Source organism: Bradyrhizobium sp. 25ACV, assembly GCF_054863005.1.
In genome coordinates, this window is the sequence record NZ_JAVAYO010000001.1 from 690,023 (window position 1) to 716,462 (window position 26,440).

Consider the following 26,440-nt stretch of genomic DNA (forward strand, 5'->3'; position numbering starts at 1 on the left):
ATCCATGGAAATGCACCAGGTCCGCTATTTCCTCGCGGTGGCGCAGCTGCTCAATTTCACGCGCGCGGCCGAGGAGTGCAACGTGACGCAGCCCTCGCTGACGCGCGCGATCAAGCAGCTCGAGGCCGAGCTTGGCGGCGATCTGTTCCGCCGAGAACGGCCGGCCGCGCAACTGACCGAGCTCGGCCAGCGCATGCATCCGCTCCTGAAGCAGTGTTTCGACGCCGCCGCCGGCGCCCGCTCGCTCGCCTCCTCGTTCCGGAGCGGAGAGGTCGGCGCGCTCCGTATCGCTCTGACGCATTCGATCGATCTGGCATTGCTCATTCCGCATCTCAACGAGATCAGGAGGCAGTTCAACCGGCTCGAATTCCGCTTCCTGCGCGGGACGAGCCGTGAGGTCGGCGAGTTCTTGAAGAAGGGTGAAGCCGAGCTCGGCATCGCCGCCGAGATCGATGAGGCCTGGGACCGGCTCGACGCCTGGCCGCTGTTCACCGAGAGCTTCGAACTCGTCGTTGGCGACGGACATCGGCTGGCCGGACGCAGCAGCATCGAACTGGACGATTTGCGCTCGGAGCAACTGCTGAGCCGGACGTTCTGCGAGCATTCGCGCCGCATCTCCGCGAGCCTGCGCGAGCACGGCATCGAGCATGGCCACGAGATTTCGAGCGAGCGCGACCTGATCGAGCTCGTCGAAGCCGACATCGGCGTCGCCATGGTGCCGCACACCTCGCCCCTGCCGCAGACACTGACGCGTGCCGCCGTCGCCGGCCTGGACGCCCGCCGCACCGTCAGCCTTTACGGGGTCGCCGGCCGGCAACGCACGGCGGTGGCCAACGCAGTGATGCGCATGCTGCGCGGTGCCGACTGGCGGGAAATTGCAGGATAAGCCCGCGTCGCGAGCGCTCAGTTCTCCCTGCCCGCGCTCTCCAGTGCCGCGAGCAGATCGTCGATCTCCATGCGCTTGCGGAAATCGGGATCGACGAAGCGGGCCTTCACGATGCCGTCGCGGCCGACCACGAACACGGCCGGGATCGGCAGCATCCAGCCGTCATTGCCGTGGAATTTCGCCATGTCCTGATAGGACAACAGGTCCTGGATCTCGCCGCCGAGCCAGATCGCGAGATTGAGCGACAGCGCATAGCCGTTGTCGAGATCGGTCAGGATCGGAAACGGCGCGCCGGATTCAGCCTTGAGCTGGCGGGTAAATTCCTGCGTCTCCGGCATGACCGCAATGATCTGCGCACCCATGGCTGTGATGCGGTCGAGCGCCTGGACCACGGCGCGGACATTGAGCCGGCAATAGGGACACCAATGGCCGCGGAAGAACATCACGGCGAGCGGACCGCGCTCCAGCAGCGAAGGCAGCGTGACGAGACGCCCGGCGTCGTCCGGCAGCATGAACGGCGGCATCGCATCGCCCGGGTGAGGCGCGGTCTCGCCACCGCCGTTCCCGCCCAATCTCACCACCAGACGATCGACGGCCTCGCCATAGGCCGGAAACACCGCACGGCTGGCATCGGCATAGGCGCTGAGCTGCTCGTTCAGCGTGCCGTCCATGTCGCGGCAGCGCTGGAAGGCAAGCCTGAGCTGTTCGGCGTCGGCTGGCGAGAGAGCTGTCATCTTCTGCTCCGGCATTCGGCCAATATTAGTTTCCCGGTTCGGCCGCCCGCAAGGGGCGGCCGCCAGGGCCCGTTCAATTCACGTAGAAATTTCCGGTCGGATCGAGCCGTCCCGAGGTGGAGTACAGCGATCCGTTGCTCATGAAGAAGACGGTGTTGTCGGGCACCTTCTTGGCGTTCTTCATCATCGCCTCGTGGTTCTTTTCGGCCGGGGCCATGGCCATCGCCGACATCTTGCCGGGTCCGCCATAGACATAGGCCATGCCGGCCTTGAAGTCCCAGGCGACCTCCGAGAAGGCCGAGGTGGCGATGACCGCAAACGCGGCGGCGGCGATCAGGGTCCTGGACAATTTCGGCATTGGGGCTCCTGCGGATTGATGTGACGCCCACCATCGGGCGCCTTGCCATCGGACGCCGAATGCCGCGAAAGCGGAAATGCCGTTGGCCAATCGGATCGATAGCCGCCGCGCATCAACATAGCGCACCGCTATCGCATCGAGAGCAAGCCGGCATTTCAGGATCGACGCGATCTCGATGAAGCTTCCGTCATCGCCGGCGACCAGCGGGGTTGCGGCCAACACAGGAGATCTCCCCATGTTCAAGAGCCATGCCTTGTCGCGTCTGATCTGGCCAGGCCTTGCCATCGCCGCCGCGCTGACGCTCTCGGCACAGCCGGTCGTTGCCGGCGAGTGCCCGGCCGGTAAGATCAAGCCGAACGCCCAGCAGATGGTCGACTACAAACCCGTCGGCGTTACCGACGTCACGCTGGGGGCGATCGACCTCGGCAAGCAGCCGGCGCATATCGAGGGCCGCGAGCTGCGCTTCCGCAAGCTGACCATCGAGCCTGGCGGCATCGTGCCCTGGCACAGCCATGACGACCGCCCCGCTCTCATTTTCGTGCAGCAGGGCGAGATCGTCGAATACGCCTCCAACTGCGTCGATCCGATCGTGCACAAGGCCGGCGACATCCGCCCCGAGGTTCTCGGCACCTCGCATTGGTGGAAGAACCTCGGCAAGGACACCGTCATTCTCTATGTCGGCGACGTCCGCAAGGATCCCAACGACCACCACATGTAACGAGCACATTCCAGCCCCAGCGCACTCGTTACGAGATGTGGCGCCCGGAACTCCCCACTCCGGGCGCCGCATCCCCACAGGACAATCGCCATGACCGACCTTTCCGCGCCGATCAAACCGGTCGCGATGACGATGGAAGCGCACTCGCCGGGTCTCGGGCTGCGCTCGCTCGTCATCGGCCTGACCGCGTTCCTGACCGTTGTCGATCTCTTTGCAACGCAAGCGATCCTGCCCTCGCTGACGCGCCATTACGGCGTCACGCCGGCGGCGATGAGCTTTGCCGTCAACGCCAGCACATTCGGCATGGCTGCAGCCAGCCTCGTGATTGGCTTTCTCAGCCCGCATATCGATCGCCGGCTCGGCATCCTGCTCAGCTTGGCGCTGCTGGCGCTCCCGACGAGCCTGCTGGCCTCGGCGCCAAATCTTGTCGTCTTCACCACCTTGCGAGTCGCGCAGGGCCTGTGCATGGCCTCCGCCTTCGCGCTCACCCTCGCCTATCTCGGCGAGCAATGCAGCGCGATGGACGCCGGCGGCGCCTTTGCCGCCTACATCACCGGCAATGTCGCGAGCAATCTCGTCGGCCGGCTGATCTCGGCCGCAATTGCCGATGGCCTGGGCCTCGCCTGGAATTTCTATCTGTTCGCAGCGCTCAATCTGGCCGGCGCGGTGCTGGTCTATTTCACGATTCGACGCGTGCAGCCGATGCATGCGATGATGCCGACTGCTTCGCCGCTCAAAGCCACCATCGCGCATTGGCGCAATCCGCGATTGCGCGCGGCCTTCGGCATCGGCTTCTGCATCCTGTTCGCCTTCATCGGCACCTTCACCTTCGTCAATTTCGTTCTGGTCCGACCGCCGCTGTCGCTCGGCATGATGGATCTTGGCCTTGTCTATCTGGTGTTCCTGCCCTCGGTCGTCACGACCTTGCTGGCGGGACGGGTCGCCTCGCGCATCGGAGCGCGCCCGACAATCTGGGGCTCGCTCGCGGTTGCCGGCATCGGGCTGCCGCTGATGCTGACTGCGCGGCTGCCTGAAGTGCTCACCGGAATGGTGCTGGTCGCGGTCGGGACCTTCTTTGCACAGGCGGTAGCCACGGGCTTCGTCGGGCAGACCGCGACTGAGAACCGTGGCGTCGCCAGCGGCACCTATCTTGCGTGCTATTTCTGCGGGGGGCTCGTCGGCACAGCCGTGCTCGGCCGACTGTTCGATGCCTTCGGCTGGCACGCTTGCGTGACCGGCGTGGGCATAGCCCTTGCGGCCGCTGGTCTGCTCGCGCTGAACCTGAAGCGCTAGCGCTTGGCCGGCGCCTCCTGCGGCGGCTCGTCGTCGGCGATGGCGCGCCAGGCGGCACCGTCGAGATCGTCGTACTGGCCGCTCCGGAGCGACCAGAGAAAGGCGAGGAGACCGGCGCCTCCGAGCATCAGCGCCAGCGGGACCAGGATGACCAGGATCTCCATCACTTGATCTCCCGCGAGGTGCTGCGGGCGCGCAACGAATTCAGCATGACCAGGATCGAGGATCCGCTCATGGCCGCCGCCGCGATCAGGGGCGTCACGACACCGCTGATCGCAACCGGCACGGCGAGCACATTGTAGCCGATCGCAAGCCAGAGGTTCTGCCGCATCAAATGCAGCGCCTTGCGCGAGGCGTCGATGGCGGCAACCACCGGCGCCAGCGGCCGGCCAAGGAAGACGAGATCGGCGGTGGCCTGGCTCAGATGCGCGGCCGAGATCGGCGACATCGAGACATGGGCTGCCGCGAGCGACGGCGCGTCGTTCATGCCGTCGCCGACCATCAGCACCTTGGCGCCGCGCTGCTTCAATTCCTCGATCCGTGCGATCTTGTCGGCCGGCGTGACGCCGGCACGCCATTCCGCGATGCCCAGCGCATGGGCCGCCGCGATCACTGCCGGCTCCCGATCGCCGGAGAGAATCTCGATGCCGATGTTGCGGGCCTTCAACGCCGCGATCACAGCCTGCGCATCCGGACGCAGGCCCTGGCGGACCGAGAGGATGAACTTCTCGCTGCCCTTGCTGAACGCCACGATCGAGGCCTCGGGGTCGAGACGGGTGGCGTCCGCAACCAGCGCCTCGGCACCGCAGAAGGACGGACGGCCAAGACGAAGCTCGGTGCCGTCGACCACGGCACGCACGCCCTGCCCTGACTCTTCGACCGCGCCGACGACCGGCGATCTCGCGCTCGCAGCCTGCGCCACGGCGGCGGCGACCGGGTGATGGCTCGACAGCGCGAGCCGGCCGGCGAGCTCGAAGATCTCGCGGGGGATATCGGCGGCATTCATCACTTCGAGATCGGGCAGCGTCAGCGTGCCGGTCTTGTCGAAGATGACGTGGTCAGCCTCGGCCAGCCGCTCGATCGCATCGCCAGAATTCAGCAACACCCCGGACTTGAACATCGCGCCGGAGGCGATGGTCTGCACGGTCGGAATGGCAAGCCCCAGCGCGCAGGGACAGGTGATGATCAGCACGGCAACGCCGGTCACGATCGCATCATGCCAGGATGCGCCGGCGATGACCCAGCCGAGGATGGTGATGAACGCGGTCGCATGCACCACCGGCGCATAGAGCCGCGAGGCACGGTCGGCGAGCCGCATGTAGCGCGAGCGCGCCTGCAGCGCGTTGTCGAGCAGCCGCGTGATCTCGGCGAGCAGTGTCGCCTCGGAGGCCGCCGAGACCAGCACCCGCAGCGTGCCGGAGATGTTCATGGAGCCCGCATAGACCGGCGTGCCCTGCTCGGCCGTGACGTAGAGCGTCTCGCCAGTGATCAGGCTCTGGTCGATCTCCGAACGCCCCTCGATCACGGTGCCGTCGACCGCGCATCGCTCACCGGGCCTGAGCAGCACGATATCGCCGGGATGGATCGCGGCGACCGGTACCTGCGAGATCTCGTCGGGTCCGACGAACTTCGCGGCCGTCTCCGCCTTCAGCGCCGCGAGATTGCCGGCGACCGCACGGGTCCGCCGCCGCATGTTCTGGTCGAGGAAGCGGCCGACAAGCAGGAAGGTCAGCAGCATGATCGCCGCGTCGAAATAGGCGTGCTCGGCGTGGTGGATGGTCTCCACCACAGACATGCCGAGCGCCAGGATCACGCCGATCGAGATCGGCACGTCCATGTTGGTCGTCTTCGCCGACAGCGCGCGCCAGGCCGAGCGAAAGAACGGCTGGCCGGCATAGGCCGCCGCAGGCAATGCGATCAACGCCGAGAGCCAGTGGAAGAAGTCGCGCTGCTCGGGCAGCATGTCCGAGACGTTGCCCGACCACACCGGGATCGACAGCATCATCACGTTCATGGTGGCGAAGGCGGCGACACCGAGGCAGCGTAGCAGGAAACGCGACTCGGCGACCTCGGACGCTTCCGCGCTCTCGGTCTCGAACGGATAGGCCTTGTAGCCGAGTTCCTCGAGGCGATCGATGAAGCGGCCGGGGTCGAGCGTGCCCGCCTTCCATTCCAGTGCGACGCGGCGGTCAGTGAGGTTGACGCGCGCCAGCGTGACGTCGGGAATGGCGGACAGGCCGCGTTCGATCTTGGCCATGCAGCCGGCGCAGTGAACACCTTCGACCGCGAGATCGATGTGCTGGACGCCCTCGCCCGCGGCCCGGACGTAGTGCGAGAAATCCCGCGTGACGTGCATGTCGAAGTCCTTCAGTTCAAGATCACGCGATTACGGGACAGGAACACACGCGTCCCCCGCGCCTCGCCCTCGATCACCAGATCCCATTGCCCGGGCGCGACCGACGCGGCATTGCCGCGATAGAGGCCGATACCGGCTTCGGTGAGCTCGACGGCGAGATCGGCGCGCTTGTCGGTCGGCCGCTCCAGCCGGCCGCCGAATTTCAGTCCGGCGATCGGCTGGCCGCCGGCATCGCGTGCTTCGACCTGAAGCACGGCACCGCCGTCGTTGCGGCGCTCGATATGGGCGTTGACCTTCCATTTACGCGCGGTCTGGTCGTGCGCTGCCGAGATCTCGCGATCGTAGGTCAGGCCCGCGGCATAGGGGCTGTCGACCTCGGTGCCGGGCAGCGTCGCGATCGCGAGCTTCATCATGGTGACGTTGACGCCGATCACGAGGCCGAAAAAGGCGACCAGCATCAGGAAGACTTTGGTTCCGGTCAGCGGCTTCGGGGCGGATGCCATGGCTAACTCCAGAATTTTCTCAAGGCGAGACGAAATTGTCGGTGGCGGAAGCGACCTCGCCGAGCCCGATATCGGTGACGTGGAAACGGACGGGAACGGACTTCTCCGGATTGACCTCGGCCGGCGCGGTGACGAGCAGCCGCAGCTCGCTGGTGGAGTCGCGCGGGATCACGATCATCGGCCTATCAGGCGTCACGGAATCGATGCCGATGACGTGGATAGTCGCGTTGGCCGGGCCGTTCGCGTCGATCGCGATGACGCGGTCATAGCCGCTCTTGTTGAGCAGCCGCACCGTGTAGGCGTTGCGGATCGAGCCGTCACTGAGCTTGACCGCGACCGGATTGCGATCGTGCAGCACGTTGACGTCGAGCAGGCTGCGCGTCGCCAGCGTGTAGATCATGAAGCCGCCGATCGCCGCGATGATCGCGCTGTAGACGATGGTGCGGGAGCGGACGATGCGGTAGATCGGCGCCTTGCCTTCCTGGCGGCGATGGACGTTGATGTCGTTGTCGTAGCCGATCAGCCGCTTCGGCCGGCCGATCTTGGTCATCACGTTGTCGCAGGCGTCGATGCAGAGGCCGCACTGGATGCATTCCATCTGCGGCCCGTTGCGGATATCGATGCCGGTCGGGCAGACCGCGACGCACTGGTAGCAATCGACGCAATCGCCGACCTGCTGGCCGAGCGCGCGCAGTTCGGCGGCCTTCTTGACCGACGTACGCTTCTCGCCGCGGTCATAGCGGTAGGTGACGTTGAGCGCCCATTCGTCGGTCAGCGCGGCCTGGATGCGCGGCCACGGGCACATATAGGTGCAGACCTGCTCGCGCATGTAGCCGGCGAGCACATAGGTCGTCGCGGTGAGGATGCCGATCCAGATATAGGCGATCATCGGCCCCTGGAAGGTGACGAGCTCCTTCACCAGGGTCGGCGCGTCGTTGAAATAGAGCACCCAGGCGCCGCCGGTCCACCAGGCGATCAGCAGCCAGATCGAATGCTTGAGCACGATCTCGGAGATGCGCTCGAGCTTCATCGGATCGGACGACGCATCCTTCTTCATGCGCTCCCGCCGGTCGCCCTCGATCAGGCGTTCGACGGCATAGAACAGGTCAGTCCAGACGGTCTGCGGGCAGAGATAGCCGCACCAGATGCGGCCGCCGATGGAATTCATCAGGAACAGCGCCACCGCGGCGACGATCAAGAGGCCGGTGAAGTAGTAGACCTCCTGCGGCCACAGCTCGATGAAGAAGAAATAGAAGCGGCTGTTGGGAAGATCGATCAGCACCGCCTGGCTGGGGGCGCCGAGGCCGCGATTCCAGCGCACGAAGGGCAGGAAATAATAGACGCCGAGGCAGAACGCCATCAGGCCCCATTTGATCCGGCGGAAGGTGCCGTTGACGCTCTGGGGATAGACCTTCTTGTGGGCTGCGTAGAGCGGCCCGACGTCATCTTCCGATGTGAGGTCTTTGGGGTTCACGGTCTTGTTCATCGCCTGGAGCTTCTCGAAAAGGTGCGATTGAACCTAGACCCGACACCGCCGCGTCAGTTGATCCAGCGCAAACGGGGGCATTTTTGTTCACCCCCGCCTGCAGCGAGATCTGCTATTTTCCACCGCCCAGCGAATGGACGTAGACCGCCATTGCCTTGATGGTGGCGGGATCGAGCCGCCCTTCCCAGGCCGGCATGACGCCGGCACGGCCCTGGCTGATGGTCTCGATCAGAGCCGCCTCGTCGGAGCCGTAGAGCCAGATCTTGTCGGTCAGGTTCGGGGCGCCCATTTCCTGGTTGCCCTTGCCGCCGTCGCCGTGGCAGGCGACGCAATTTTCCGCGAAGATCTTCTCACCCTTGGCGGCATCAAAGCCGTTGCGGGTCGAAAGGCCCGACAGCGATCGCACGTAATTGGCAACCGTGACGATCTCGTCGCTCTTCAGCACGCCGTCCTTGCCGAAGGCGAGCATCTGGCCCTCATGGGTCTTGGCATGACCCGAGCGCGCCCCGAACTGGATGGTCTGCATGATCTGGTCGAGCGTGCCGCCCCACAGCCAGTCGTCGTCGTTCAGGTTCGGATAGCCCTTGGCGCCGGCCGCGCCGGAGCCGTGGCAAGGTGCGCAATTGTCGCCGAACACGGTCTTGCCCTTGGCGCGGGCGAGCGCCAGCAAGGCCGGGTCCTTCTCGATGTCGGCGAGCGAGGCCGCGCCCAGCGCCGCCATCTTGTCACCGCGGATCTTCTCGAGGTTGGCGAGCTCGACCGCGACGTCGGCGCGCGAGGAGTAGCCGAACATGCCCGTGGTATTGCCTTGGATCAGCGGCCAGGCCGGATACACGATCCAGTAGCCGATCGACCAGACGATGGTGAGGTAGAACGAGATCACCCACCAGCGCGGCAACGGTGTGTTGAGCTCCTTGATACCGTCCCACTCGTGTCCGGTCGTGGACTTGCCGGAGACGGAATCGATGTCGCTATGATGATCGGTCATGGTCTCTCACTCCTCCCGCAACGGCAGGTGCGCTGCTTCGTCGAAGACAGCCTTGTTACGGGGCCAAAATGCGTAGGCGATGATCGCGAGAAAGATCGCGACGAACACCGGGGTCCAGATCGTCGTCACGAGTTCGGACGCTAGATTATGGACTGACAGGATAGCTTTCATCGTTCATGCCTTCTCAGCGAAGATTGGCTTTCTCGTTGTAGATCTTGAAGTCGACCAGCGTGCCGAGCATCTGCAGGTACGCGACCAGCGCGTCCATCTCGGTCGGCGTGCCGGCCTTGCCGTCGAAATTGCGCACGACGGCTTTGGCGTAGCGCTTGTTGAAGGCATCGCCGCCGGAATTGTCCGGGTCGGCCTGGGCCTTCATGTCGGCGCCCGCGTTGGCGATCTGGTCGTCCGTGTAAGGCGTGCCGACGGCCTTCAGCGTCCGCATGTGGTCGGCGATCGTGTCCGGGTCGACCTCGGTCTGGCTGAGGAACGGATAGCCCGGCATCACCGACTGCGGCACGATCGCGCGCGGATTGGTCAGATGGGTGACGTGCCAGTCGTCGGAATACTTTGCGCCGACGCGGGCAAGGTCGGGACCGGTGCGCTTCGAGCCCCACTGGAACGGATGGTCGTACATGCTCTCGGCGGCGAGCGAGAAGTGGCCGTAGCGCTCGACCTCGTCGCGCAGCGGGCGGACCATCTGCGAGTGGCAGAGATAGCAGCCCTCGCGAACGTAGACGTTGCGGCCCGCCAGCTCCAGCGGCGTGTAGGGCCTGACCCCGTCGACCTTCTCGATCGTGCTCTTGAGGTAGAACAGCGGGGTGATCTCGACGAGACCGCCGATCGCGATCACCAGCAGGATGCCGACGATCAGGATGATCGAGTTCTTTTCGAAGATTTGGTGGCGTGTCCAGAACGACATGGTGGAGCTCCTCATTCCGCCGGCTGAAGAGCGACGGGCATCTGGACTTCCGCCTCGCCGACGCGAACGGTCATCCAGAGGTTATAGGCCATGATCAACGAGCCGATCAGGAACAGCCCGCCGCCGGCGGCGCGGATGATGTAGAAGGGATGCATCGCCTCGACGGTCTCGATGAAGGAATATTCGAGGAAGCCGAGCGAGGTGTAGGCGCGCCACATCAGGCCCTGGAGGATGCCGGACACCCACATCGCCGAGATGTAGAGGACGATGCCGAGGGTCGCGACCCAGAAGTGCCAGTTGACGAGCTTCAGGCTGTAGAGCCCCTTGCGATTCCAGGCCCACGGCACCAGGCAGTAGAGCGCGCCGAAGGACACGAAGCCGACCCAGCCGAGCGCGCCGGAGTGCACGTGGCCGATGGTCCAGTCGGTGTAGTGGCTGAGCGAGTTGACCACCTTGATCGACATCATCGGGCCCTCGAAGGTCGACATGCCGTAGAAGGCGACGGAGACCACGAGCATGCGCAGCACGGGATCGGTGCGCAGCTTGTCCCAGGCGCCCGACAGCGTCATCAGGCCGTTGATCATGCCGCCCCAGGAGGGCATCCACAGCATGATCGAGAAGGTCATGCCCAGCGTCTGCGTCCAGTCCGGCAGCGCCGTGTAGTGCAGATGGTGGGGACCTGCCCAGATGTAGAGGAAGATCAGCGCCCAGAAATGGATGATCGACAGCCGGTAGGAATAGATCGGCCGCTCGGCGCGCTTCGGGATGAAGTAGTACATGATGGCGAGGAAGCCGGCGGTCAGGAAGAAGCCGACCGCGTTGTGGCCGTACCACCACTGGAACATGGCGTCCTGGATGCCGCCCCAGGCGACGTAGGACTTCGAGCCGAACACCGAGACGGGAAGCGCGGGGTTGTTGCCGAGATGCAGAACCGCGATCGTCACGATGAAGGCGAGATAGAACCAGTTCGCGACGAAGATATGCGGCTCCTTGCGCTTGATGACGGTGGCAAGGAAGACGAGCAGATAGGTCACCCAGACGATGGTCAGCCATAAATCGGCATACCATTCCGGCTCGGCATATTCCTTCGACTGGGTGACGCCGAGCAGATAGCCGGTGCCGGCGATCAGAATGAAGAAATTGTAGCCCACCACGACGAACCAAGGCGCGAGGTCGCCGGCGAGGCGCGCGCGACAGGACTTCTGCACCACGTAGAAGGAGGTCGCGATCAGCACGTTGCCGCCGAAGGCGAAGATCACGGCGGAGGTGTGCAGCGGCCGCAGGCGGCCGAAGCTGGTCCAGGGCAGATCGAAGTTCAGCGCGGGCCACGCCAGTTGCGAGGCGATGATGAGGCCGACGAGGAAGCCGGCAATGCCCCAGAACATCGCCATGAAGGAGGAGAATTTGATCGGGCCCATGTTGTAGTTCGGGCGCCCGTTGATCTCCTGTGGCGGCAGCGCCACCGGACGGTCGAGGTAGCGGTTGACGATGACGAAAACCGCAGCGAGGCTCGCCGCCGCGCTGAGCGCGGCGTGGAAGGCGAACGGCGCATCGAGCGCCTTGGCCGAGGCGATCACGCAGAGGAAGGCGGTGACTGCGAACACGACAGCCAGGCCGCTTTCACCGATGGTCATGGATTTGGAAATGGAGGGCTGGCTCATGCGGATTCTCTCTGAAAGAACACAGCGCCAGAAACCACATCCACTCTCACCGGGAATTGATTGAAATCAAGAGCGGCACTTAAGTTCTTCGCAGTCGGCGATCCCGCTGGTTCCCTTCAAAATCTCGACGCACGAGCAGGCCGGCCCGGCGTGACGCGCAAGCGGGAATAGCCTCCGTATGATCACGGAGGCGACAATGAAATCGATCAGGGATAGTCCGTCAGTCGCGCGCCGTCGCCTTCAGCGCCGCGATGACATCCTCGCGGGCGATGATTCCGACCAGCTTCTGCCCACCGTCGAGCACGATGATGCTCCTGATGCGATGCTCCACCATGATCTGGAGCACGCGCGTCAGCCGCGTGTCGGGGCTGACGTAGATGAATTCGGGCGTCATGACGTCGCCGATCTTGCGGCTCATCAGGTCGTGATAGCGGGGCAGCATCTGGCTCGGCGTGAAGGCGAAGCACTTCAGGATGTCGAATTTGGTGACGATGCCGACCACCTGCCCGTCGTCCTCGACCGGATAAGAGTTGAAATCGTCGGCCTCGAACATCTCGCTGAGCTCGAGCAGGTCACGGTCGCGCTGCACCGCCTTGACGTTGCGCGTCATGTAGCCGTCGACGGTCTGTTCAAGAAATCTGTACACGGCGCGTCCTCCTCGATTCGATTCTGGCCGGCCGTCAGTGCGACAGCAGCACGCTGCGGGCGGTCTGCGTGACCAGATATTGGGTGACGCCTCCAAGGATCAGTTCACGAAACCTCGAATGACCATAGGCGCCCGCAACGATCAGTCCGGCATCGACGTCGCCGGCGACTTTCTCCAATTGCGCGGCGGCGGTTTCGTTCCGGGCGCCTTCGCAGATGCGCGCGGCCGCGGTGACGCCGTGGCGGGCTAGCCAGGCGGCAACGTCGGTGACGCCGGCCATCACGGCCGAGCGGTCATCATCGCGCTCTGGGATTTCAACGATGGTGACATCCCTCGCCTTGCGCAGCATCGGCAGTGCGTCCGCCACCGCGCGCCGCGCCTCGGGCGTGTCCTTCCAGGCCACAGCACGCTGCGCAGATCGAGCCAGTTGATTCGATCAGGCACCACCAGCAACGGTCGGCCGACCTGCATCACCAAGTCCCTGGGGCTTGCGAGCGAAAAGGCATCGGAGAAGGCCGGACTCTGCCCGCCGCTGACGATGATGTCGGCGCAGCGCGTCTGAGCCAGGACGAACCGCGTGGGAAAATCCGTGGCGCAGCGCCATTCCACGCGCCCGCCGCGAGTCCGGGTCGCGGCGCGGAATTCCGCCTCCAGATCGCCCAGACACCGCTTGACTGAGGCCTCCTCCTGATCGATCAGGCGCTGGGCCTCCGCACCATCGGTGAAATAAAGCGGCGGCGCGAACCGGGCTGCGGCGACCCCGACGATATCAGCCTCGAATCGTTCGGCGAGCTCGCCCGCGACCTGAAGACGCGCTTGGTTGGGCTGGTCGAGCGCCAGGCTGACCATCACCGTCGCGTATGTCATCGGAATTCTCCAGTGCAAAGACTTTGGTGAAATTTACGCCTGCCTCCGCACATCGGGATGAGATAGATCAAGGAGGGCGCCGGCGTCCGACGTGCCGTCAATCGGCAAGCCGACAGAACTTGCCTCCGGCCCGGCCTTAGGCGACATTAGGGGAGCGGTAACCGCGTCCGGTGCCGCCGCATCAGGATGAGGAACAACATTTGTCGCCGACCCGCGTAACGCACTCGCATGACGACGGTCGGGGCGAAAGTTTTCGCGTTCGGATCGAAGGGTTCGGCGTCGGCACCTGGGATCTCGACCTCGCGACACGGGAATTGGACTGGTCCGATACCGCCAGGGCTCTGCTCGGCGTCGAACCGGATCAGCCGGCGAGTTACGATCTCTTCCTGTCGCGGCTTCAACCGATCGACAGGGAGCGGGTCGAGAGCGCTATCAAGCGCGTTTCCGAACGTGGCGGCAGCTTCGACGTGTCTTTCAAGGTCGCGAACCCCTCAGGCAACGGGCAATGGATCCGCGCCCGGGCCGGACTCATTCGGGACGAAGCCGGCACGGCACGTCATCTCAGCGGCATCTTTCTCGACATCGACGAGGAAAAGCAGGTCGAGGAGGCGCTGCGCACGCGCGAGACCCACCTCCGCTCGATTCTCCATACTATTCCCGACGCCATGATCGTCATCGACGGCCACGGCATCATGCAGCTGTTCAGCACGGCTGCGGAGCGCCTGTTCGGCTGGTCTGAGCACGAGGCGATCGGTCAGAACGTCAGCATTCTGATGCCGGAGCCTGATCGCACCCGCCACGACGGCTACATCGCCCGCTACCGCTCCACGAACGATCCGCACATCATCGGCATCGGCCGCATCGTGACCGGCAAGCGCCGCGACGGCACGACCTTTCCGATGCACCTGTCGATCGGAGAGATGGAATCCGCCGGCGAGCCCTATTTCACCGGATTCGTCCGCGACCTCACGGAGCACCAGCAGACCCAGGCCCGGCTCCAGGAATTGCAATCCGAGCTCGTCCACGTCTCGCGACTGACCGCGATGGGCGAAATGGCCTCCGCGCTCGCCCACGAGCTCAACCAGCCGCTGGCCGCGATCAGCAACTACATGAAGGGATCGCGGCGGCTGCTCGCCGGCAGCACCGACGCGAACACGCCGAAGATCGAAAGTGCGCTGGATCGCGCGGCTGAGCAGGCCTTGCGCGCCGGTCAGATCATCCGGCGTCTGCGCGACTTCGTCTCGCGCGGCGAGTCGGAGAAGCGGGTCGAGAGCCTGTCCAAGCTGATCGAGGAGGCCGGCGCGCTCGGGCTCGCCGGCGCGCGCGAGCAGAACGTGCAGCTCCGCTTCAGCCTCGATCCCGACGCCGATCTCGTCCTCGCCGACCGCGTGCAGATCCAGCAGGTGCTGGTCAATCTGTTCCGCAACGCGCTGGAGGCGATGGCGCAGTCGCCGCGCCGCGAGCTCGTCGTCGCCAACACCCGTGTCGCCGACGACATGATCGAGGTGGAGGTCTCCGACACCGGCTCCGGCTTCCAGGGCGACGTCATTCCAAACCTGTTTCAGACCTTCTTCACCACCAAGGAAACCGGCATGGGCGTGGGACTGTCCATCAGCCGCTCGATCATCGAGGCTCACGGCGGCCGCATGTGGGCCGAGAGCAATGCATCGAGCGGCGCGACATTCCGCTTCACCTTGCCGGCGACCGCCGAGAACTGACTGACGAGAACCGATTCATGACCACCAAGGGACATATCTACGTCATCGACGACGATGCGGCGATGCGGGATTCGCTGAACTTCCTGCTGGATTCCTCCGGCTTCGGCGTCACGCTGTTCGACAATGCGCAGAGCTTCCTCGACGCCCTGCCCAGCCTCGCCTTCGGCTGCGTCGTCTCCGACGTGCGCATGCCGGGACTCGACGGGATCGAGCTGCTCAAACGGATGAAGGCGCAGCAAAGCCCGTTTCCGATCCTGATCATGACCGGTCACGGCGACGTGCCACTCGCGGTCGAGGCGATGAAGCTGGGCGCGGTCGACTTCCTGGAAAAGCCGTTCGAGGACGATCGCCTCACCACCATGATCGAGACGGCGATCCGCCAGGCCGAGCCCGCCGCCAAGAGCGAGGCCGTCACGCAGGACATCGCCGCCCGCGTCGCCTCCTTGAGCCCCCGGGAGCGCCAGGTCATGGAAGGGCTGATCGCAGGCCTGTCCAACAAGCTGATCGCCCGCGAATACGACATCAGCCCGCGCACCATCGAGGTCTACCGCGCCAACGTCATGACCAAGATGCAGGCCAACAGCCTGTCGGAGCTGGTCCGCCTCGCAATGCGCGCCGGCATGCTCAAGGATTGAGCCAAACCGGATTGAGGCAAGTCAAGATCGCTCCGCCCGGCTGTGCTAGCCAAGGCTGCATGATCGAGATCGGCTCGCACCCTCAACAGCTCCCTATGGCGTCACCGGCAAGGCCCACCGTCTACGTGGTCGACGACGACGCCGCCGTGCTGGGCTCCCTGCAATTCCTGCTGGAAACCGACGGCTTTGCCGTGCGAACCTTCAGGAGCGGCACCGCGCTGCTCAACGCCGGCGGCGCGCGCGGGGCGGACTGCTACGTGATCGACTACAAGATGCCAGGCATCAACGGCATCGAGCTCGCCGGCCAGTTGCGCGAATCCTCCCGCGACACGCCTGTGATCCTGATCACCGGCTATCCCGACGAGAACATCTCGGCCCGGGCTGCGACTGCGGGCATCAAAGACGTGGTTTTGAAGCCGCTTCTGGACGAAAACCTGGTCAAGTGCATCCGCCATGCCATCCAGGACCGTCCCCACACCTGACCTACGGGATTCTACGTAGGTAATCATCCTTAAGATATCGCTCGAAATTTCCGGATTGCACGATCCCGCGTAGCAATGCTCCATCACAACGGAGATGGCGCAGATGCTCACCCAGACCCTCAACACCCAGGCGATCAACACCCAGATTGTTGGCAAGATCGCCCCCGGCCATCCCGTCACCGACCAGTTCGGCGCCATCACCGGCCATGTCGGCCTCGTCGCCACCGAGTTCTCCTACCGCAAGGATGAGGAAATCTATGGCGAGGACGAGCCGGCCGAATATGTCTACCAGGTCGTGTCCGGCGCAGTGAGCAGCTACAAGCTCCTGTCCGACGGCCGCCGCCAGATCGGCGCCTTCCATCTTCCCGGCGACGTGTTCGGCCTCGAATCCGGTCCGGCTCACCGCCTTGCTGCCGAAGCCATCATCGACACCACCGTGCGCCTCGTGAAGCGCGCCAGCCTCGAGAAGGCCGCAGGCACCGACGTCCAGGTTGCCCGCAAGCTCTGGGCGATGACCGCCTCCGAGCTGCGCCATGCCGAGGACCACATGCTGCTGCTGGGCCGCAAGACCGCGATGGAGCGCGTTGCGACCTTCCTGCTCGAAATGGACCGCCGCCTCGCCGTTGCCGGCATGATGGCGTTGCCGATGTGCCGCCGCGACATCGGCGACTATCTCGGCCTCACTCTTGAAACCGTGTCGCGCGCGCTGTCGCAGCTTCACGCCCAGGGCATTCTTGGCTTCTCCGGCGCCCGCCAGATCGTGCTGCGCAACCGCCAGCGCCTGCAACATCTCGACGCCTGATCTTCCTCCTCCCTACCCACTTGGCCGGCCGAATGCGTTTCGGCCGGCCATTTTCTTTGGGCCGCGAGTCATGCCGTGCGCCGCGTCTCCGGCATCACGAAAAGAATCAGCAACAGGCCCGTCGCGGCAACGCCGGATAGCCCGATGAAGGCAGTCGCATTGCCGAACTTGTCGCTGACATAGCCGCCGAGCACCGTGCTCAGCGACGCGCCGATGCCGGTTGCGGTGCCGACGATCCCTTGGGCCAGATTGAAATGTCCGCTGCCGAAGGCGACGTCGGCCACGATCAGCGGAATCATCACTGCGAACACCGCCGCGGTGATGCCGTCAAACACCTGCACGGCGACCAGCAGATACGGATCGCGCACGGTCGCAAACAACAGGCCGCGAATAGCCAGCGCACCGAAACCGATCAGCAGCAGCGGCCGCCGGCCCCACGCTTGCGCCTTGCGCCCGACCGTCGGCGACAGCAGCGCCACGATCGCTTGCGGAACGACGATGCAAAAGGCGACGAGCACCGTCGCCCATTGGGCGGACCGCGCCGTCACAGCGCTCGCCATCAGCGGCATCATCGAGGCGTTTGCGAGTTGCAGCAGCAGCACGCTGAGCGCGAAGACGATGAGCGGGCGCTGCCGGATCAGGTGCCAGATGTTGGTGTCGCCGCGATCCGCCGATTCGCGCGGCATCTCGCCATGACAGCGGGCGATGTCGACCTCGTTCTCGCGGATGCGCGAGAGCGCGATCAGGGTGGGGATCGCGAGCAGGAAGGTGACCAGGAAGACCGAGCGGCTCGACAGCAGATAGCCCGCGGTGCCCATCACCGCCGCGGCAACGCCGTTGCCGAGGGAGGCAAAGCGCGCGTTGCGGCCGAGCCGCTCGCCGATCGCGAATGGGCCGACCAGACCAAGGCTGATCGCCGCAATCGCAGGCCCCAGCACGCAGCTCGCCGCCGCGTGCAAGGTGGCTGCGGCCACCACCACGGGAAAGATCGGCATCGCGGCATAGGCCAGCGCGCAAGCGCCGATGGTCGCGATCGCAAGGGCGGCGACCAGTCGCTCCGATTTCGCGGCATCGATGATCGCCCCGCCCGGCATCTGCCCGATCAACGCGACGATACCGCCGATCGACAGCACAAGGCCGATCTCGACCTGGGTCCATTTCTGGGTCGTCAGATAGACCGCGATGAAGGGACCGAATCCGGTCTGCACGTCGGCGAGGAAGAAGATGAACCAGTCGAGGCCGCGCAGGCTCTGGCGCGACGGCGCCGGAATGCTCGCGGCCGATAGCGCGGCGACGTTGTCCTGTTCGGCGCCGGCGTCACGATCTGCATGGTTCGGCTTCCTCGACAACAGCACAGGCGGTCAGCCCTCCCGGCACCTCACTGGATCGCTTGCAGCGGTTGAAGGCTGCCGGATGCGCCGAGCACGACGATCGGCGTGTCTTCCTTGTATTCCGGCGCGGCCGCGACCTGCGCCTTGGTCAATTCCAGCGTGATGCTGTCCTTCTTGTTGGCAATCTTGCCGAAGCGCAATGCGTTCCAGTCCACCACGATCTTGCGGCTGCCGACGCCGAGAAATCCGCCGAAATCGATGGCCGCGGCACGGACATGGCCGCCGCGATCGACGATGACGTCAACGATACGGCCCATGTCCTCATCCGCGGCGCTACGGACGTCGCGACCGAGCACGCCATGGGCCTCGCTCGCGCCGATGATGGTCACCGACGGCGGCGGCGCGGCGTCCTTCGGCGTGACCGGGACGGCCGAGGTCGGCGACGGTGCCGTCGGCGCTTTCGCCTCACTCTGCCCTGCAGGCGGCTCCTCTGCGGCGCGCGACGTTGGCACCGCCAGGCCCGCGACGATGGCTATGCCTAGGATCAACGCTCCGATCGCACGCATGACACTCTCCCTGCGCGCCGCTAGCGCGCCAGCACGATCGAGACCTGGATCTGGCCGCGCGTGCGCAAGACTTCCAGCGCCACGTCGTCGCCGTGGCGGCTGACGCGAAGATCGACGCTGGATTCGCCGAGCCTGAGATCGCGCAGGATCACCTCGTTGAGGAACGCCGGTAGATGCGGGTTGCGCAGACGAATCTCGCTGCGCGCCACGTCGAACTCGATGCCGAGCGCCGCCTCCAGCAGCGTGAACGGCGTCGCGCTGGCCCAGGCCTGCGGCGCGCAGGCGACCGGATAGAGCGTCGGACCGCGGCGCTTCTCGCGCCGGAAGCCACAGAACAATTCGGGCAGCCGGCGCAGGTCCATATAGGTGGCGGCGTCGAACAGCCCCTTGAAGACATGCGCGACCGAATGCTTGAGGCCGTAGCGCGCGAGCCCGAGCGCGATCAGCGCGTTGTCGTGTGGCCAGATCGACCCGTCATGATAGGACATCGGGTTGTAGCGCACTTCGCCCCGCGCGACGGTGCGGATGCCCCAGCCCGAGAAGAAATGCGGCCGCATCAGATCGGCGGCGACAAGGCGAGCACGGTCCTCGCGGATCATGCCGCTGAACAGCACCTGCCCGGCGTTCGAGGTCCGCACCTTGCAGGGCCGCTTCCTGCCGTCGAGGGCGAGCGCGTATGTGCCGAGCTCCTCGCACCAGAATGCCTTCTCGAAGCGCTCGGCCAGCGCCGTGGCTTCGGCCTCGAGCTTGCGCACGCGGTCCAGCTTGCCGAGCCGCTGCGCGCAACGCGCGGCGAGCAGCTTGGCGGCATAGACGTAGCCCTGGACTTCGGCGAGCGCGATATTGCCTTCCGCAAGCTGGCCGTCGGCATGGAAGATCGCGTCGTAGGAATCCTTCCAACCCTGGTTGGCAAGTCCCTTCTCGGTGGCGCGCTGGTATTCGACGAAGCCGTCCTTATCAGGATCGCCGGGACCGTCGATCCAGGCCAGCCCCGCCTCGATCGCCGGCCATAGCTCGATCAAGGTCTTCTCGTCGCCGGTCCGTTCGACATAGCTTCCGGCGAGCAGGACGAACAGCGCGGTCGAATCGACGCTGCCGTAATATTGCGCGAACGGCACCTCGCGCAGCGCCGCCATCTCGCCGCCGCGCATCTCATGCAGGATCTTGCCGGGCGCGGCATCGGCGAGCGGATCTGTCGCCTTGGCCTGGAAATGCGCAAGCCGGCGCAAGACGCCCTTGGCGACGCGCGGATCGACCCACAGCATCTGGAGCGCGGTGATCAGGCCGTCGCGGCCGAACGTCGTCGAGTACCAGGGAATGCCGGCATAGGGATAACGCCCTTGCGGCGTCTCCGTCATCAGCATGTTGAGGTCGGCCATGGCCTGGCACAGCACCTCGTTGAAGATGTTGTTCGAGGTCTCGATGCTGGCGGCGCCCATCGTGGACTGGCGCATCTCGCGGCGATGGGCGAGCAGGCCCCTGAAGAAGCGTGCGGGCTTCTCCGCGACCGGCCGATTGCAGGATACGGCTACGAACAGCGATTTCGATTCATGCGGGTCCAGCTCGATCTGCCAGGTCGCGGCATTCACCGACAGCCGCGTCGGACGCGGGTCGAAATGCAGCCCCGTGGTGCGCTCGGTGTCGTCGAGACCGCGATATTCGAACAGCACGTCGGTCGGCCCAAGCAATTTGCTCGTGCCGGTCCCGCGCCGCGGGCGCCGCTCGCCGCGGACCTCGAACAGGTCCGCAAAGTCGTTGTCGAACAGTAGCGTCAGCTCGAAACTGGCCCGTCCGTCGCCGTGGTTCTGCACGCCGATGCGCTGATAGGCCGTGCCGTGCCACAGGAAGATCGTGCGCACGATGTGCAGCAGGTCCTTCTGGAAGACGAGGCGGCCCTGACGATAGATGTCGGGATTGGTGAGATCGACGGTGAGCGCCGAATTGTCGTCGCGCAGGTTGGAGCCGAGCAGCAGCGGCTGGAGATCCTCGAGCACGAGCTCCAGCCGCGCCAGATAGCGGGTGTCGTAGTGAAACAGGCCGTCCGGCCCGCCGGCCGACGCGCCGATGTCGCCATGGCTGTCGAGCACGATGAAGGTGTCGTCATGTTTCAGGGACCGCCGCGGCCGCGCGGCGGGCCCCGTCATCGGAATGTAGAACGTCTGCTCCGCGACGGCCTCCACCGTCTGCGATACGGAGACGATCTTGGTTACGGCTTCGGCTGCCATGAGCTGCTCCCCTGCGGCTTGATTCGAAACGCAACCAACGCGAACGCGACTGCTGGGTTTACGCGGCGAACTTCGCGAGCCGGCTCATCTCCTGCGTCACCAGCTCACGGTAGGGACCGTGACCCTGCATCAGTCGGTCGGGCGCGCCGTCCTCGATGATCTTGCCGGCCCTCAGCACCACCACGCGGTCGAAATTGCGCAGCGTCGCCAGCCGATGCGCGATCGCGATCACCGTGCGGCCGCGCATCAGGCGCGACAGCGCCTCGCGGATGGCCTCCTCGGATTCGCTGTCGAGCGCGGCGGTCGCCTCGTCCAGCAGCAGGATCGGCGCATCCTTCAGGAAGGCGCGCGCGATCGCGATGCGCTGGCGCTGGCCGCCGGACATCTTGACGCCGCGGTCGCCGACCATGGTATCGAGGCCCTCGGGCAGGCTCTCGACGAAATCGCAGCGCGCCGCGATCGCCGCGCGCAGCACCTCGTCATCGGTCGCGTTCGGCCGACCATAGCGGATATTCTCGCGAATGGAACGGTGGAACAGGGAAATGTCCTGGGGCACCACGGAGATCGCCTCGCGCAGGCTCTGCTGCGTAACCTTCGAAATGTCCTGGCCGTCGATCGTGATGCTGCCCTCGTCGGTATCGTAGAAGCGCTGCAGCAGCGTGAACAGTGTGGACTTGCCGCCGCCGGATTGGCCGACCAGGCCGACGCGCTGGCCGGGCTGGAGCCGCAGGCTGAAGCGCTCGAAAATCTTCTCGCCGCCGGGATAGCCGAAGGTGACGTTATTGTACGCGATCGCGGCGCCGCTCTTGACCAGGGGTTCCGCCTCGGGATGATCACGCAATTCGTGCGGCACCAGCAGCGTGGCGATCGCCTCGGTCAGCCGCGCAACGTGCTGGGTGACATCGACCAGCGCCACCGCAAGGTCGCGTGTCGCGCTCAGGATGGAGATACCGAGCGTACAGACCAGCACCACGTCGCCGGTGGTCGCCTCGCCCTGCTGCCAGAGCGTGACTGCCCAGGCCATCAGCGCGATCGTCAGAAGCACGGTCACCGCGGCATGCAACAGCCGCAGCTTTTCCAGATAACGCAGGCTGCGGCTTCGAGCGGTCAGTTCCCGGCTTACCGTCGCGTCGAACCGCTCGTGCTCGTGGCCGATACCGCAGAAGGCCCGCACCAGGGGCATGTTGCTGATGACGTCGATCATCTCGCCGTCGACCACAGCGGCCTTGTCGGCGAAGTCGTCATGCAGCGGCTTGCCCGCGGCGGCGAGACGGAACATCGCAACCACCATGCCGCCGGCAATCACGCTCAGGCCAAGCGCCATGTAAGGACTGACGGTTCCAATCAGGGCGATTGCCGCAATTGTGGCAATGCAGGGCGGCAACACGTTCCAGACGAACATGTTCTCGACCGTGAACACCGCGTTCGAAGTCGCGGTGATACGGCTCGTCAGCATGCCGGGCATCCGGTCCGAGAAGTAGCTGGGCGCGTGTCCGGTCAGATGACGAAAGATGTCACGTCGTAAATCACCCGTGACACGAACGAAGGTGAAGCTCGCCGTCCAGCTCGCGATCCGCCACAGGAAGTTGTCGGCGGCGATCAGCGACATGAGTAAAATGAATGCCAGCCATACGCCACCGCCTTGCGAAGGACCCGCAGACAAGGCGTCGACAAGGGATTTGACCCCGTATTGGGTGCCTACGGAGCAGGCAACCGCCGCGACGACCGCGGCCAGGATCACCAGATGCGATGTCATTCGCATCCGAAGATAGCGCAAGACAAAGGCAAATGGCCTGCGCGCGTATCCAGAAAGATGATCCATATGGCTATCGCCCCGTTCTGCTGATCTTCAATTTTGTTACTGATCGACTGAACATCGACCAGTTCGCCTCGGTTCCCGGGCAACCTCATCACGACATGCGGATGCGGACGATCTGCGAAGATGTGATGGCATCATCGCGACGAACACCGGACGTGTCGAATAAGTAACGTTTGGAGGAAGGAACTTCGCAAGTGCGGGAACGTTCCCTTGGCTGGCATTGCCGGTGCCGACAAGCGGGGGCTTTCTACGATCATGATCGCACAAAGGAGATGGTGAGATGCGCATCGCGCAGGTTGCTCCGTTGACGGAGGCTGTTCCACCCAAGCTGTATGGCGGCACCGAGCGGGTGGTGCATTGGTTGACGGAAGAGCTGGTGGCCCTCGGGCACGACGTGACGCTTTTCGCCAGCGGCGACTCGCAGACATCAGCCAAGCTGGATGCGCTGTGGCCCAAGGCGCTCCGTCTCGACGGTTCCGTACGTGACCCCAATGCACTGCACATGGTGCTGCTGGAGCGTGTGCGGCAAAAATGTGACGACGAGGAGTTCGACTTCCTCCACTTCCATCTCGACTATTATCCGTGGTCGTTGTTCCACCGCCAGCCGACGCCATTCCTGACCACGCTGCACGGCCGGCTCGACCTGCCGGAGCATCAGCCGGTGTTCAACACCTTCTCGAAGATGCCCGTCATTTCGATCTCCAATGCGCAGCGACGGCCGGTGCCGCAGGCGAACTGGGTGACGACGATTCATCACGGTCTTCCGGAGAATCTGCTGACGCCGAAGCCGGTGAAACAGGAATATCTCGCCGTGCTCGGCCGCATCGCGCCCGAGAAGGGCGTCGACCGCGCCATCAAGATCGCGACCCATTGCGGCATTCCGCTGAAGATCGCGGCCAAGGTCGATCGCGCCGATCAGGATTACTACGACGAGCTGATCCGGCCGATGATCGAGAACAATCCGCTGGTGGAGTTCATCGGCGAGATCAGCGATCACGAGAAGTCGGACTTTTTGAGCGGCGCGCTCGGCCTTCTGCTGCCGATCGACTGGCCGGAGCCGTTTGGCCTCGTGATGATCGAAGCCATGGCCTGCGGAACGCCGGTGGTCGCCTTCAACCGCGGCTCGGTGCCTGAGATCATCGACGAGGGGCTGACCGGCTTCGTCGTCGAGGACGTCCTCAGCGCAGCCGGCGTCGTCAATCGCCTTCCGCAACTCGACCGCACCGCGATCCGCAAGCAGTTCGAGACGCGTTTCACGGCGCGGCGAATGGCGCTGGATTACCTCGCCGCCTATCGCAGCCTCGCCGAGGAACAGTCGCCGCGGATCAAGCTGGTGAGCAGCGCGGAGTAGCGAGGCCCACCCGCAACTCACGTGTCCCGGACGCGCTGCAACGCTCTTCGCGTTGCGGCGCAGAGCCGGGACCCACGCGGCAGGGCATGCTCTCGGAGGCATGGGCCCCGGCTCTGCAGCGCTCCGCTGAAGAAGCGCTGCACTGCGTCCGGGGCACACCCTACCTCACCACCGCCCGCTTCGGCTCCACGATCTCGAACATGCGCGGGAATTCGTCCATCAAGCCCATCAGCTCGGCGAGCTTGATCGGGTTGCCCGACAGCTTGACCTTGCCGGCAGCCACCGCTTCCGGAAAGCTCGTCAGCTTGGCGATCACCTCGTCAAGCGTTGCGCGCGCCAGCGTGAAGCTGGCATCGGCGCCCTCTGCCTGCACGCCCTCGGTATAGGTCAGCGCGCAGTTCTCCAGATTAAGCTCGAAGGTCTCGCCGGTATCGGAAAAACTCCAGTTCAGCACGATGTGCTTTCCTTCCGCCTTCGGACCGTTGAGGCGGATGCCGAGCACGTCCCAGAGCTGCGAGGTGCGCAGCGCCGCCAGCGTCTCGCGCGGCATCGGCGGGCGCGCCGGCACCTTCGGCATGCCGTGGCGCAATTCCTGCGCGCCGAACAGATAGGCGTTGCGCCAGGTCGCGCTTTCGGCGGCGTAACCGAGCTGCTCCAGCGTGTCGGCCAGCAGACCGCGCGCCGCCGCATTGTCAGGCTCGGCGAAGACGAGATGGCCGAGCACTTGGGCGACGAAACGAAACTCACCCTTGTCGAAATCCGCACGCGCCCGCGCGAGGATCGCATCCGCCCCGCCCATATACTCGACATACTTCTTGCCCGACTCAACCGGCGGCAGCGGATCGAGATTGACCGGGTTGGCGTCGTACCAGCCGAGATATTTCTGGTAGATCGCCTTCACATTGTGGCGGATGTGGCCGTAATAGCCGCGGCCGTGCCAGGCGCCTTCCAGGCTCTTCGGCAACTGGATCGTCTCGGCGATCTCGGCCGCGGTGAGGCCGTGATTCATCAGACGAATGGTCTGGTCATGCGCGAATTTGTAGAGGTCACGCTGCTGCCGGATCATCGTGCCGATGCGCTCAGCTCCCCACACCGGCCAATGATGCTGGCCGCACATCGCCTCCGCCTTACCGTCCCAGAGTTGCAAGGCCTCGCCCAGATATTTTGACCAGGCCAGCGCGTCGCGCACGTCGGCACCGCGGAACGGCAGCAGATTGTGGAAATTGTGCGTGCAGTTCTCGGCGAGGTTCAACAGCTTGTAGCGCGGGATGAAGAAATGCATCTCCGCCGGTGCTTCGCTGTTCGGCGCCATCTGGAATTCGAATTCGACGCCGTCGATGACGCGCCTGTCGCCGGTCGCCATGATCAAATCGGTCGGCCGCAGCAGCGCGACTGATCCTGCCGCCATCGACTTGCCGAGCCCGCAATCGACCTGCCCCCGCGCCCCCTTGGCGAGCAGCGGCCCGAACTGGTATTGCGCCCGGCGCAGCATCGCGGGGCCCGCGATGATGTTCTCGGAGACGGCGTGCTCCATGAACAGGTTCGGAGCGATGATCGGCACGCGGCCGGTTGCGAGTGCGTCTTCCTCCAGCACGCCGCGCGCGCCGCCCCAATGATCGGTGTGGGTGTGGGTGAAGATCACGGCCGCAACGGGCTTCAGGCCGCGATGGGTAAAGTAAAGATCGAGCGCGGCGCGGGCGCCTTCGATCGAGGTCAGGGTGTCGACGACGATGACGCCGCTATCGCCCTCGATCAGCGTCATGTTGGCGATGTCGAGCCCGCGTACCTGGTAGACACCGGGCACGACCTCGAACAGGCCGTGCTGCATGTTGAGTTGCGACTGCCGCCACAGGCTCGGATTGACCGTGGGCGGCGCCTGTTCGGTGGACAGGAAGCCGTAAGGCTCGAGGCTCCAGACCGTCCGCCCCTGTGAGTTCGTGATCGCCGCATTCTCGATCGTGCCGAGGAAGCCGCGCGCGGCATCGTCGAAATCCCGCGTGTCGGAAAACGGCAGCGCATTCAGCATCGCCGTCTGCTGCGCGATGACGGACGGCGTCGCGTCCTTTGGTTCGCTGCTGGGTTCTGTCATATTTGCT

At 64.9% G+C, this 26,440-nt stretch carries 25 protein-coding genes and 1 pseudogene; 9 read left to right on the top strand and 17 right to left on the bottom strand.

The features are described 5' to 3' along the window. Positions 1-4: 4 nt before the first annotated feature. On the top strand, positions 5-886 hold the full coding sequence (locus RAD04_RS03025; protein ID WP_461622567.1) for a LysR family transcriptional regulator: 882 nt from the start codon (positions 5-7) through the stop codon (positions 884-886). Positions 887-903: 17 nt separating this feature from the next. Here RAD04_RS03025 and RAD04_RS03030 read toward each other — a convergent pair whose 3' ends face one another. Next, a complete protein-coding gene (locus RAD04_RS03030) occupies positions 904-1,620 on the bottom strand; it encodes a peroxiredoxin-like family protein (protein ID WP_461622568.1) in 717 nt (238 codons plus the stop codon). 73 nt (positions 1,621-1,693) lie between these two features. Next, a complete protein-coding gene (locus RAD04_RS03035) occupies positions 1,694-1,978 on the bottom strand; it encodes a hypothetical protein (RefSeq protein WP_461617324.1) in 285 nt (94 codons plus the stop codon). Positions 1,979-2,213: 235 nt separating this feature from the next. Here RAD04_RS03035 and RAD04_RS03040 point away from each other — a divergent pair, with 235 nt between their 5' ends. Beyond that, positions 2,214-2,696 (top strand): cupin domain-containing protein, encoded by a 483-nt coding sequence (locus tag RAD04_RS03040; RefSeq protein WP_461622569.1) that lies wholly within the window; start codon positions 2,214-2,216, stop codon positions 2,694-2,696. Between the two features lie 90 nt (positions 2,697-2,786). Then, entirely contained in the window at positions 2,787-3,989 is a 1,203-nt protein-coding gene (locus RAD04_RS03045; RefSeq protein ID WP_461622570.1) for an MFS transporter, read from the top strand. Here the strand turns inward: RAD04_RS03045 and ccoS are convergent. The 10 genes and pseudogenes from ccoS to RAD04_RS03095 form a co-directional block, all read right to left on the bottom strand. Next, a complete protein-coding gene (gene ccoS, locus RAD04_RS03050) occupies positions 3,986-4,153 on the bottom strand; it encodes a cbb3-type cytochrome oxidase assembly protein CcoS (protein ID WP_461622571.1) in 168 nt (55 codons plus the stop codon). The genes RAD04_RS03045 and ccoS overlap by 4 nt on opposite strands. Then, a complete protein-coding gene (locus RAD04_RS03055; protein ID WP_461622572.1) occupies positions 4,153-6,345 on the bottom strand; it encodes a cation-translocating P-type ATPase in 2,193 nt (730 codons plus the stop codon). The genes ccoS and RAD04_RS03055 overlap by 1 nt, the downstream gene beginning before the upstream one ends. Before the next feature lie 11 nt (positions 6,346-6,356). Then, positions 6,357-6,848: a FixH family protein gene (locus tag RAD04_RS03060; RefSeq protein ID WP_461622573.1), complete on the bottom strand. Its 492-nt coding sequence runs from the start codon at positions 6,846-6,848 to the stop codon at positions 6,357-6,359. A 19-nt stretch (positions 6,849-6,867) separates the two neighbouring features. Further along, entirely contained in the window at positions 6,868-8,334 is a 1,467-nt protein-coding gene (gene ccoG, locus RAD04_RS03065) for a cytochrome c oxidase accessory protein CcoG (RefSeq protein ID WP_461622574.1), read from the bottom strand. Between the two features lie 112 nt (positions 8,335-8,446). After that, positions 8,447-9,322: a cytochrome-c oxidase, cbb3-type subunit III gene (ccoP, locus tag RAD04_RS03070; RefSeq protein ID WP_461622575.1), complete on the bottom strand. Its 876-nt coding sequence runs from the start codon at positions 9,320-9,322 to the stop codon at positions 8,447-8,449. A gap of 6 nt (positions 9,323-9,328) precedes the next feature. Continuing rightward, entirely contained in the window at positions 9,329-9,493 is a 165-nt protein-coding gene (locus tag RAD04_RS03075) for a cbb3-type cytochrome oxidase subunit 3 (RefSeq protein ID WP_018322742.1), read from the bottom strand. Positions 9,494-9,506: 13 nt separating this feature from the next. Continuing rightward, positions 9,507-10,241: a cytochrome-c oxidase, cbb3-type subunit II gene (ccoO, locus tag RAD04_RS03080; RefSeq protein WP_018322741.1), complete on the bottom strand. Its 735-nt coding sequence runs from the start codon at positions 10,239-10,241 to the stop codon at positions 9,507-9,509. An 11-nt stretch (positions 10,242-10,252) separates the two neighbouring features. Further along, a complete protein-coding gene (gene ccoN, locus RAD04_RS03085) occupies positions 10,253-11,902 on the bottom strand; it encodes a cytochrome-c oxidase, cbb3-type subunit I (RefSeq protein WP_461622576.1) in 1,650 nt (549 codons plus the stop codon). 220 nt (positions 11,903-12,122) lie between these two features. Continuing rightward, positions 12,123-12,548: a CBS domain-containing protein gene (locus RAD04_RS03090; RefSeq protein WP_461622577.1), complete on the bottom strand. Its 426-nt coding sequence runs from the start codon at positions 12,546-12,548 to the stop codon at positions 12,123-12,125. A 34-nt stretch (positions 12,549-12,582) separates the two neighbouring features. Further along, positions 12,583-13,415, bottom strand: a pseudogene (locus RAD04_RS03095) (universal stress protein). Between the two features lie 200 nt (positions 13,416-13,615). On the opposite strand from RAD04_RS03095, the gene fixL reads away from it, so the two are divergent. The 4 genes from fixL to RAD04_RS03115 all read left to right on the top strand — a co-directional run bounded on the left by fixL (position 13,616) and on the right by RAD04_RS03115 (position 17,052). Continuing rightward, complete coding sequence (fixL, locus tag RAD04_RS03100; RefSeq protein WP_461622578.1) at positions 13,616-15,133, top strand: sensor protein FixL; 1,518 nt, start codon at positions 13,616-13,618, stop codon at positions 15,131-15,133. Between the two features lie 17 nt (positions 15,134-15,150). Further along, positions 15,151-15,768, top strand: a complete 618-nt coding sequence (gene fixJ / locus RAD04_RS03105) for a response regulator FixJ (RefSeq protein ID WP_461622579.1) — start codon at positions 15,151-15,153, stop codon at positions 15,766-15,768. A gap of 59 nt (positions 15,769-15,827) precedes the next feature. Next, positions 15,828-16,250, top strand: coding sequence for a response regulator transcription factor (locus tag RAD04_RS03110; RefSeq protein ID WP_461622580.1), 423 nt, complete (start codon positions 15,828-15,830; stop codon positions 16,248-16,250). Positions 16,251-16,353: 103 nt separating this feature from the next. Next, a complete protein-coding gene (locus RAD04_RS03115; RefSeq protein WP_026202804.1) occupies positions 16,354-17,052 on the top strand; it encodes a helix-turn-helix domain-containing protein in 699 nt (232 codons plus the stop codon). Between the two features lie 68 nt (positions 17,053-17,120). Here the strand turns inward: RAD04_RS03115 and RAD04_RS03120 are convergent, their stop codons facing one another. The 4 genes from RAD04_RS03120 to RAD04_RS03135 are packed head-to-tail and all read right to left on the bottom strand — an operon-like array spanning position 17,121 to position 22,996. After that, the gene (locus tag RAD04_RS03120; RefSeq protein ID WP_461622581.1) at positions 17,121-18,407 is read right to left on the bottom strand and encodes an MFS transporter; all 1,287 of its coding nucleotides are present in this window, start codon (positions 18,405-18,407) and stop codon (positions 17,121-17,123) included. A 23-nt stretch (positions 18,408-18,430) separates the two neighbouring features. Continuing rightward, positions 18,431-18,949, bottom strand: coding sequence for a PRC-barrel domain-containing protein (locus RAD04_RS03125; RefSeq protein ID WP_461622582.1), 519 nt, complete (start codon positions 18,947-18,949; stop codon positions 18,431-18,433). Positions 18,950-18,969: 20 nt separating this feature from the next. Next, on the bottom strand, positions 18,970-21,174 hold the full coding sequence (locus RAD04_RS03130; protein WP_461622583.1) for an amylo-alpha-1,6-glucosidase: 2,205 nt from the start codon (positions 21,172-21,174) through the stop codon (positions 18,970-18,972). Positions 21,175-21,232: 58 nt separating this feature from the next. Next, on the bottom strand, positions 21,233-22,996 hold the full coding sequence (locus RAD04_RS03135) for an ABC transporter ATP-binding protein (RefSeq protein WP_461622584.1): 1,764 nt from the start codon (positions 22,994-22,996) through the stop codon (positions 21,233-21,235). Here RAD04_RS03135 and RAD04_RS03140 point away from each other — a divergent pair. Both RAD04_RS03140 and RAD04_RS03145 read left to right on the top strand, forming a co-directional pair. Next, positions 22,924-23,163 (top strand): hypothetical protein, encoded by a 240-nt coding sequence (locus tag RAD04_RS03140; RefSeq protein WP_461622710.1) that lies wholly within the window; start codon positions 22,924-22,926, stop codon positions 23,161-23,163. The two genes, RAD04_RS03135 and RAD04_RS03140, sit on opposite strands and share 73 nt — an antisense overlap. A gap of 110 nt (positions 23,164-23,273) precedes the next feature. Then, entirely contained in the window at positions 23,274-24,344 is a 1,071-nt protein-coding gene (locus tag RAD04_RS03145; protein WP_461622585.1) for a glycosyltransferase family 4 protein, read from the top strand. Positions 24,345-24,504: 160 nt separating this feature from the next. On the opposite strand, the gene RAD04_RS03150 is transcribed toward RAD04_RS03145, so the two are convergent. Beyond that, on the bottom strand, positions 24,505-26,433 hold the full coding sequence (locus tag RAD04_RS03150) for an alkyl/aryl-sulfatase (protein WP_461622586.1): 1,929 nt from the start codon (positions 26,431-26,433) through the stop codon (positions 24,505-24,507). Positions 26,434-26,440 lie beyond the last annotated feature (7 nt).

Coding starts and splice junctions, on each gene's coding strand:
- RAD04_RS03075 (WP_018322742.1), bottom strand. CDS start 9,493: ATGAAAGCTATCCTGTCAGTCCATAATCTAGCGTCCGAACTCGTGACG.
- ccoP (WP_461622575.1), bottom strand. CDS start 9,322: ATGACCGATCATCATAGCGACATCGATTCCGTCTCCGGCAAGTCCACG.
- ccoG (WP_461622574.1), bottom strand. CDS start 8,334: ATGAACAAGACCGTGAACCCCAAAGACCTCACATCGGAAGATGACGTC.
- fixJ (WP_461622579.1), top strand. CDS start 15,151: ATGACCACCAAGGGACATATCTACGTCATCGACGACGATGCGGCGATG.
- RAD04_RS03055 (WP_461622572.1), bottom strand. CDS start 6,345: ATGCACGTCACGCGGGATTTCTCGCACTACGTCCGGGCCGCGGGCGAG.
- RAD04_RS03145 (WP_461622585.1), top strand. CDS start 23,274: ATGCGCATCGCGCAGGTTGCTCCGTTGACGGAGGCTGTTCCACCCAAG.
- RAD04_RS03150 (WP_461622586.1), bottom strand. CDS start 26,433: ATGACAGAACCCAGCAGCGAACCAAAGGACGCGACGCCGTCCGTCATC.
- RAD04_RS03135 (WP_461622584.1), bottom strand. CDS start 22,996: ATGGATCATCTTTCTGGATACGCGCGCAGGCCATTTGCCTTTGTCTTG.
- RAD04_RS03115 (WP_026202804.1), top strand. CDS start 16,354: ATGCTCACCCAGACCCTCAACACCCAGGCGATCAACACCCAGATTGTT.
- ccoN (WP_461622576.1), bottom strand. CDS start 11,902: ATGAGCCAGCCCTCCATTTCCAAATCCATGACCATCGGTGAAAGCGGC.
- RAD04_RS03035 (WP_461617324.1), bottom strand. CDS start 1,978: ATGCCGAAATTGTCCAGGACCCTGATCGCCGCCGCCGCGTTTGCGGTC.
- RAD04_RS03110 (WP_461622580.1), top strand. CDS start 15,828: ATGATCGAGATCGGCTCGCACCCTCAACAGCTCCCTATGGCGTCACCG.
- RAD04_RS03045 (WP_461622570.1), top strand. CDS start 2,787: ATGACCGACCTTTCCGCGCCGATCAAACCGGTCGCGATGACGATGGAA.
- RAD04_RS03125 (WP_461622582.1), bottom strand. CDS start 18,949: ATGCGTGCGATCGGAGCGTTGATCCTAGGCATAGCCATCGTCGCGGGC.
- RAD04_RS03040 (WP_461622569.1), top strand. CDS start 2,214: ATGTTCAAGAGCCATGCCTTGTCGCGTCTGATCTGGCCAGGCCTTGCC.
- RAD04_RS03060 (WP_461622573.1), bottom strand. CDS start 6,848: ATGGCATCCGCCCCGAAGCCGCTGACCGGAACCAAAGTCTTCCTGATG.
- RAD04_RS03140 (WP_461622710.1), top strand. CDS start 22,924: ATGTCATTCGCATCCGAAGATAGCGCAAGACAAAGGCAAATGGCCTGC.
- ccoS (WP_461622571.1), bottom strand. CDS start 4,153: ATGGAGATCCTGGTCATCCTGGTCCCGCTGGCGCTGATGCTCGGAGGC.
- RAD04_RS03025 (WP_461622567.1), top strand. CDS start 5: ATGGAAATGCACCAGGTCCGCTATTTCCTCGCGGTGGCGCAGCTGCTC.
- RAD04_RS03030 (WP_461622568.1), bottom strand. CDS start 1,620: ATGACAGCTCTCTCGCCAGCCGACGCCGAACAGCTCAGGCTTGCCTTC.
- RAD04_RS03130 (WP_461622583.1), bottom strand. CDS start 21,174: ATGGCAGCCGAAGCCGTAACCAAGATCGTCTCCGTATCGCAGACGGTG.
- ccoO (WP_018322741.1), bottom strand. CDS start 10,241: ATGTCGTTCTGGACACGCCACCAAATCTTCGAAAAGAACTCGATCATC.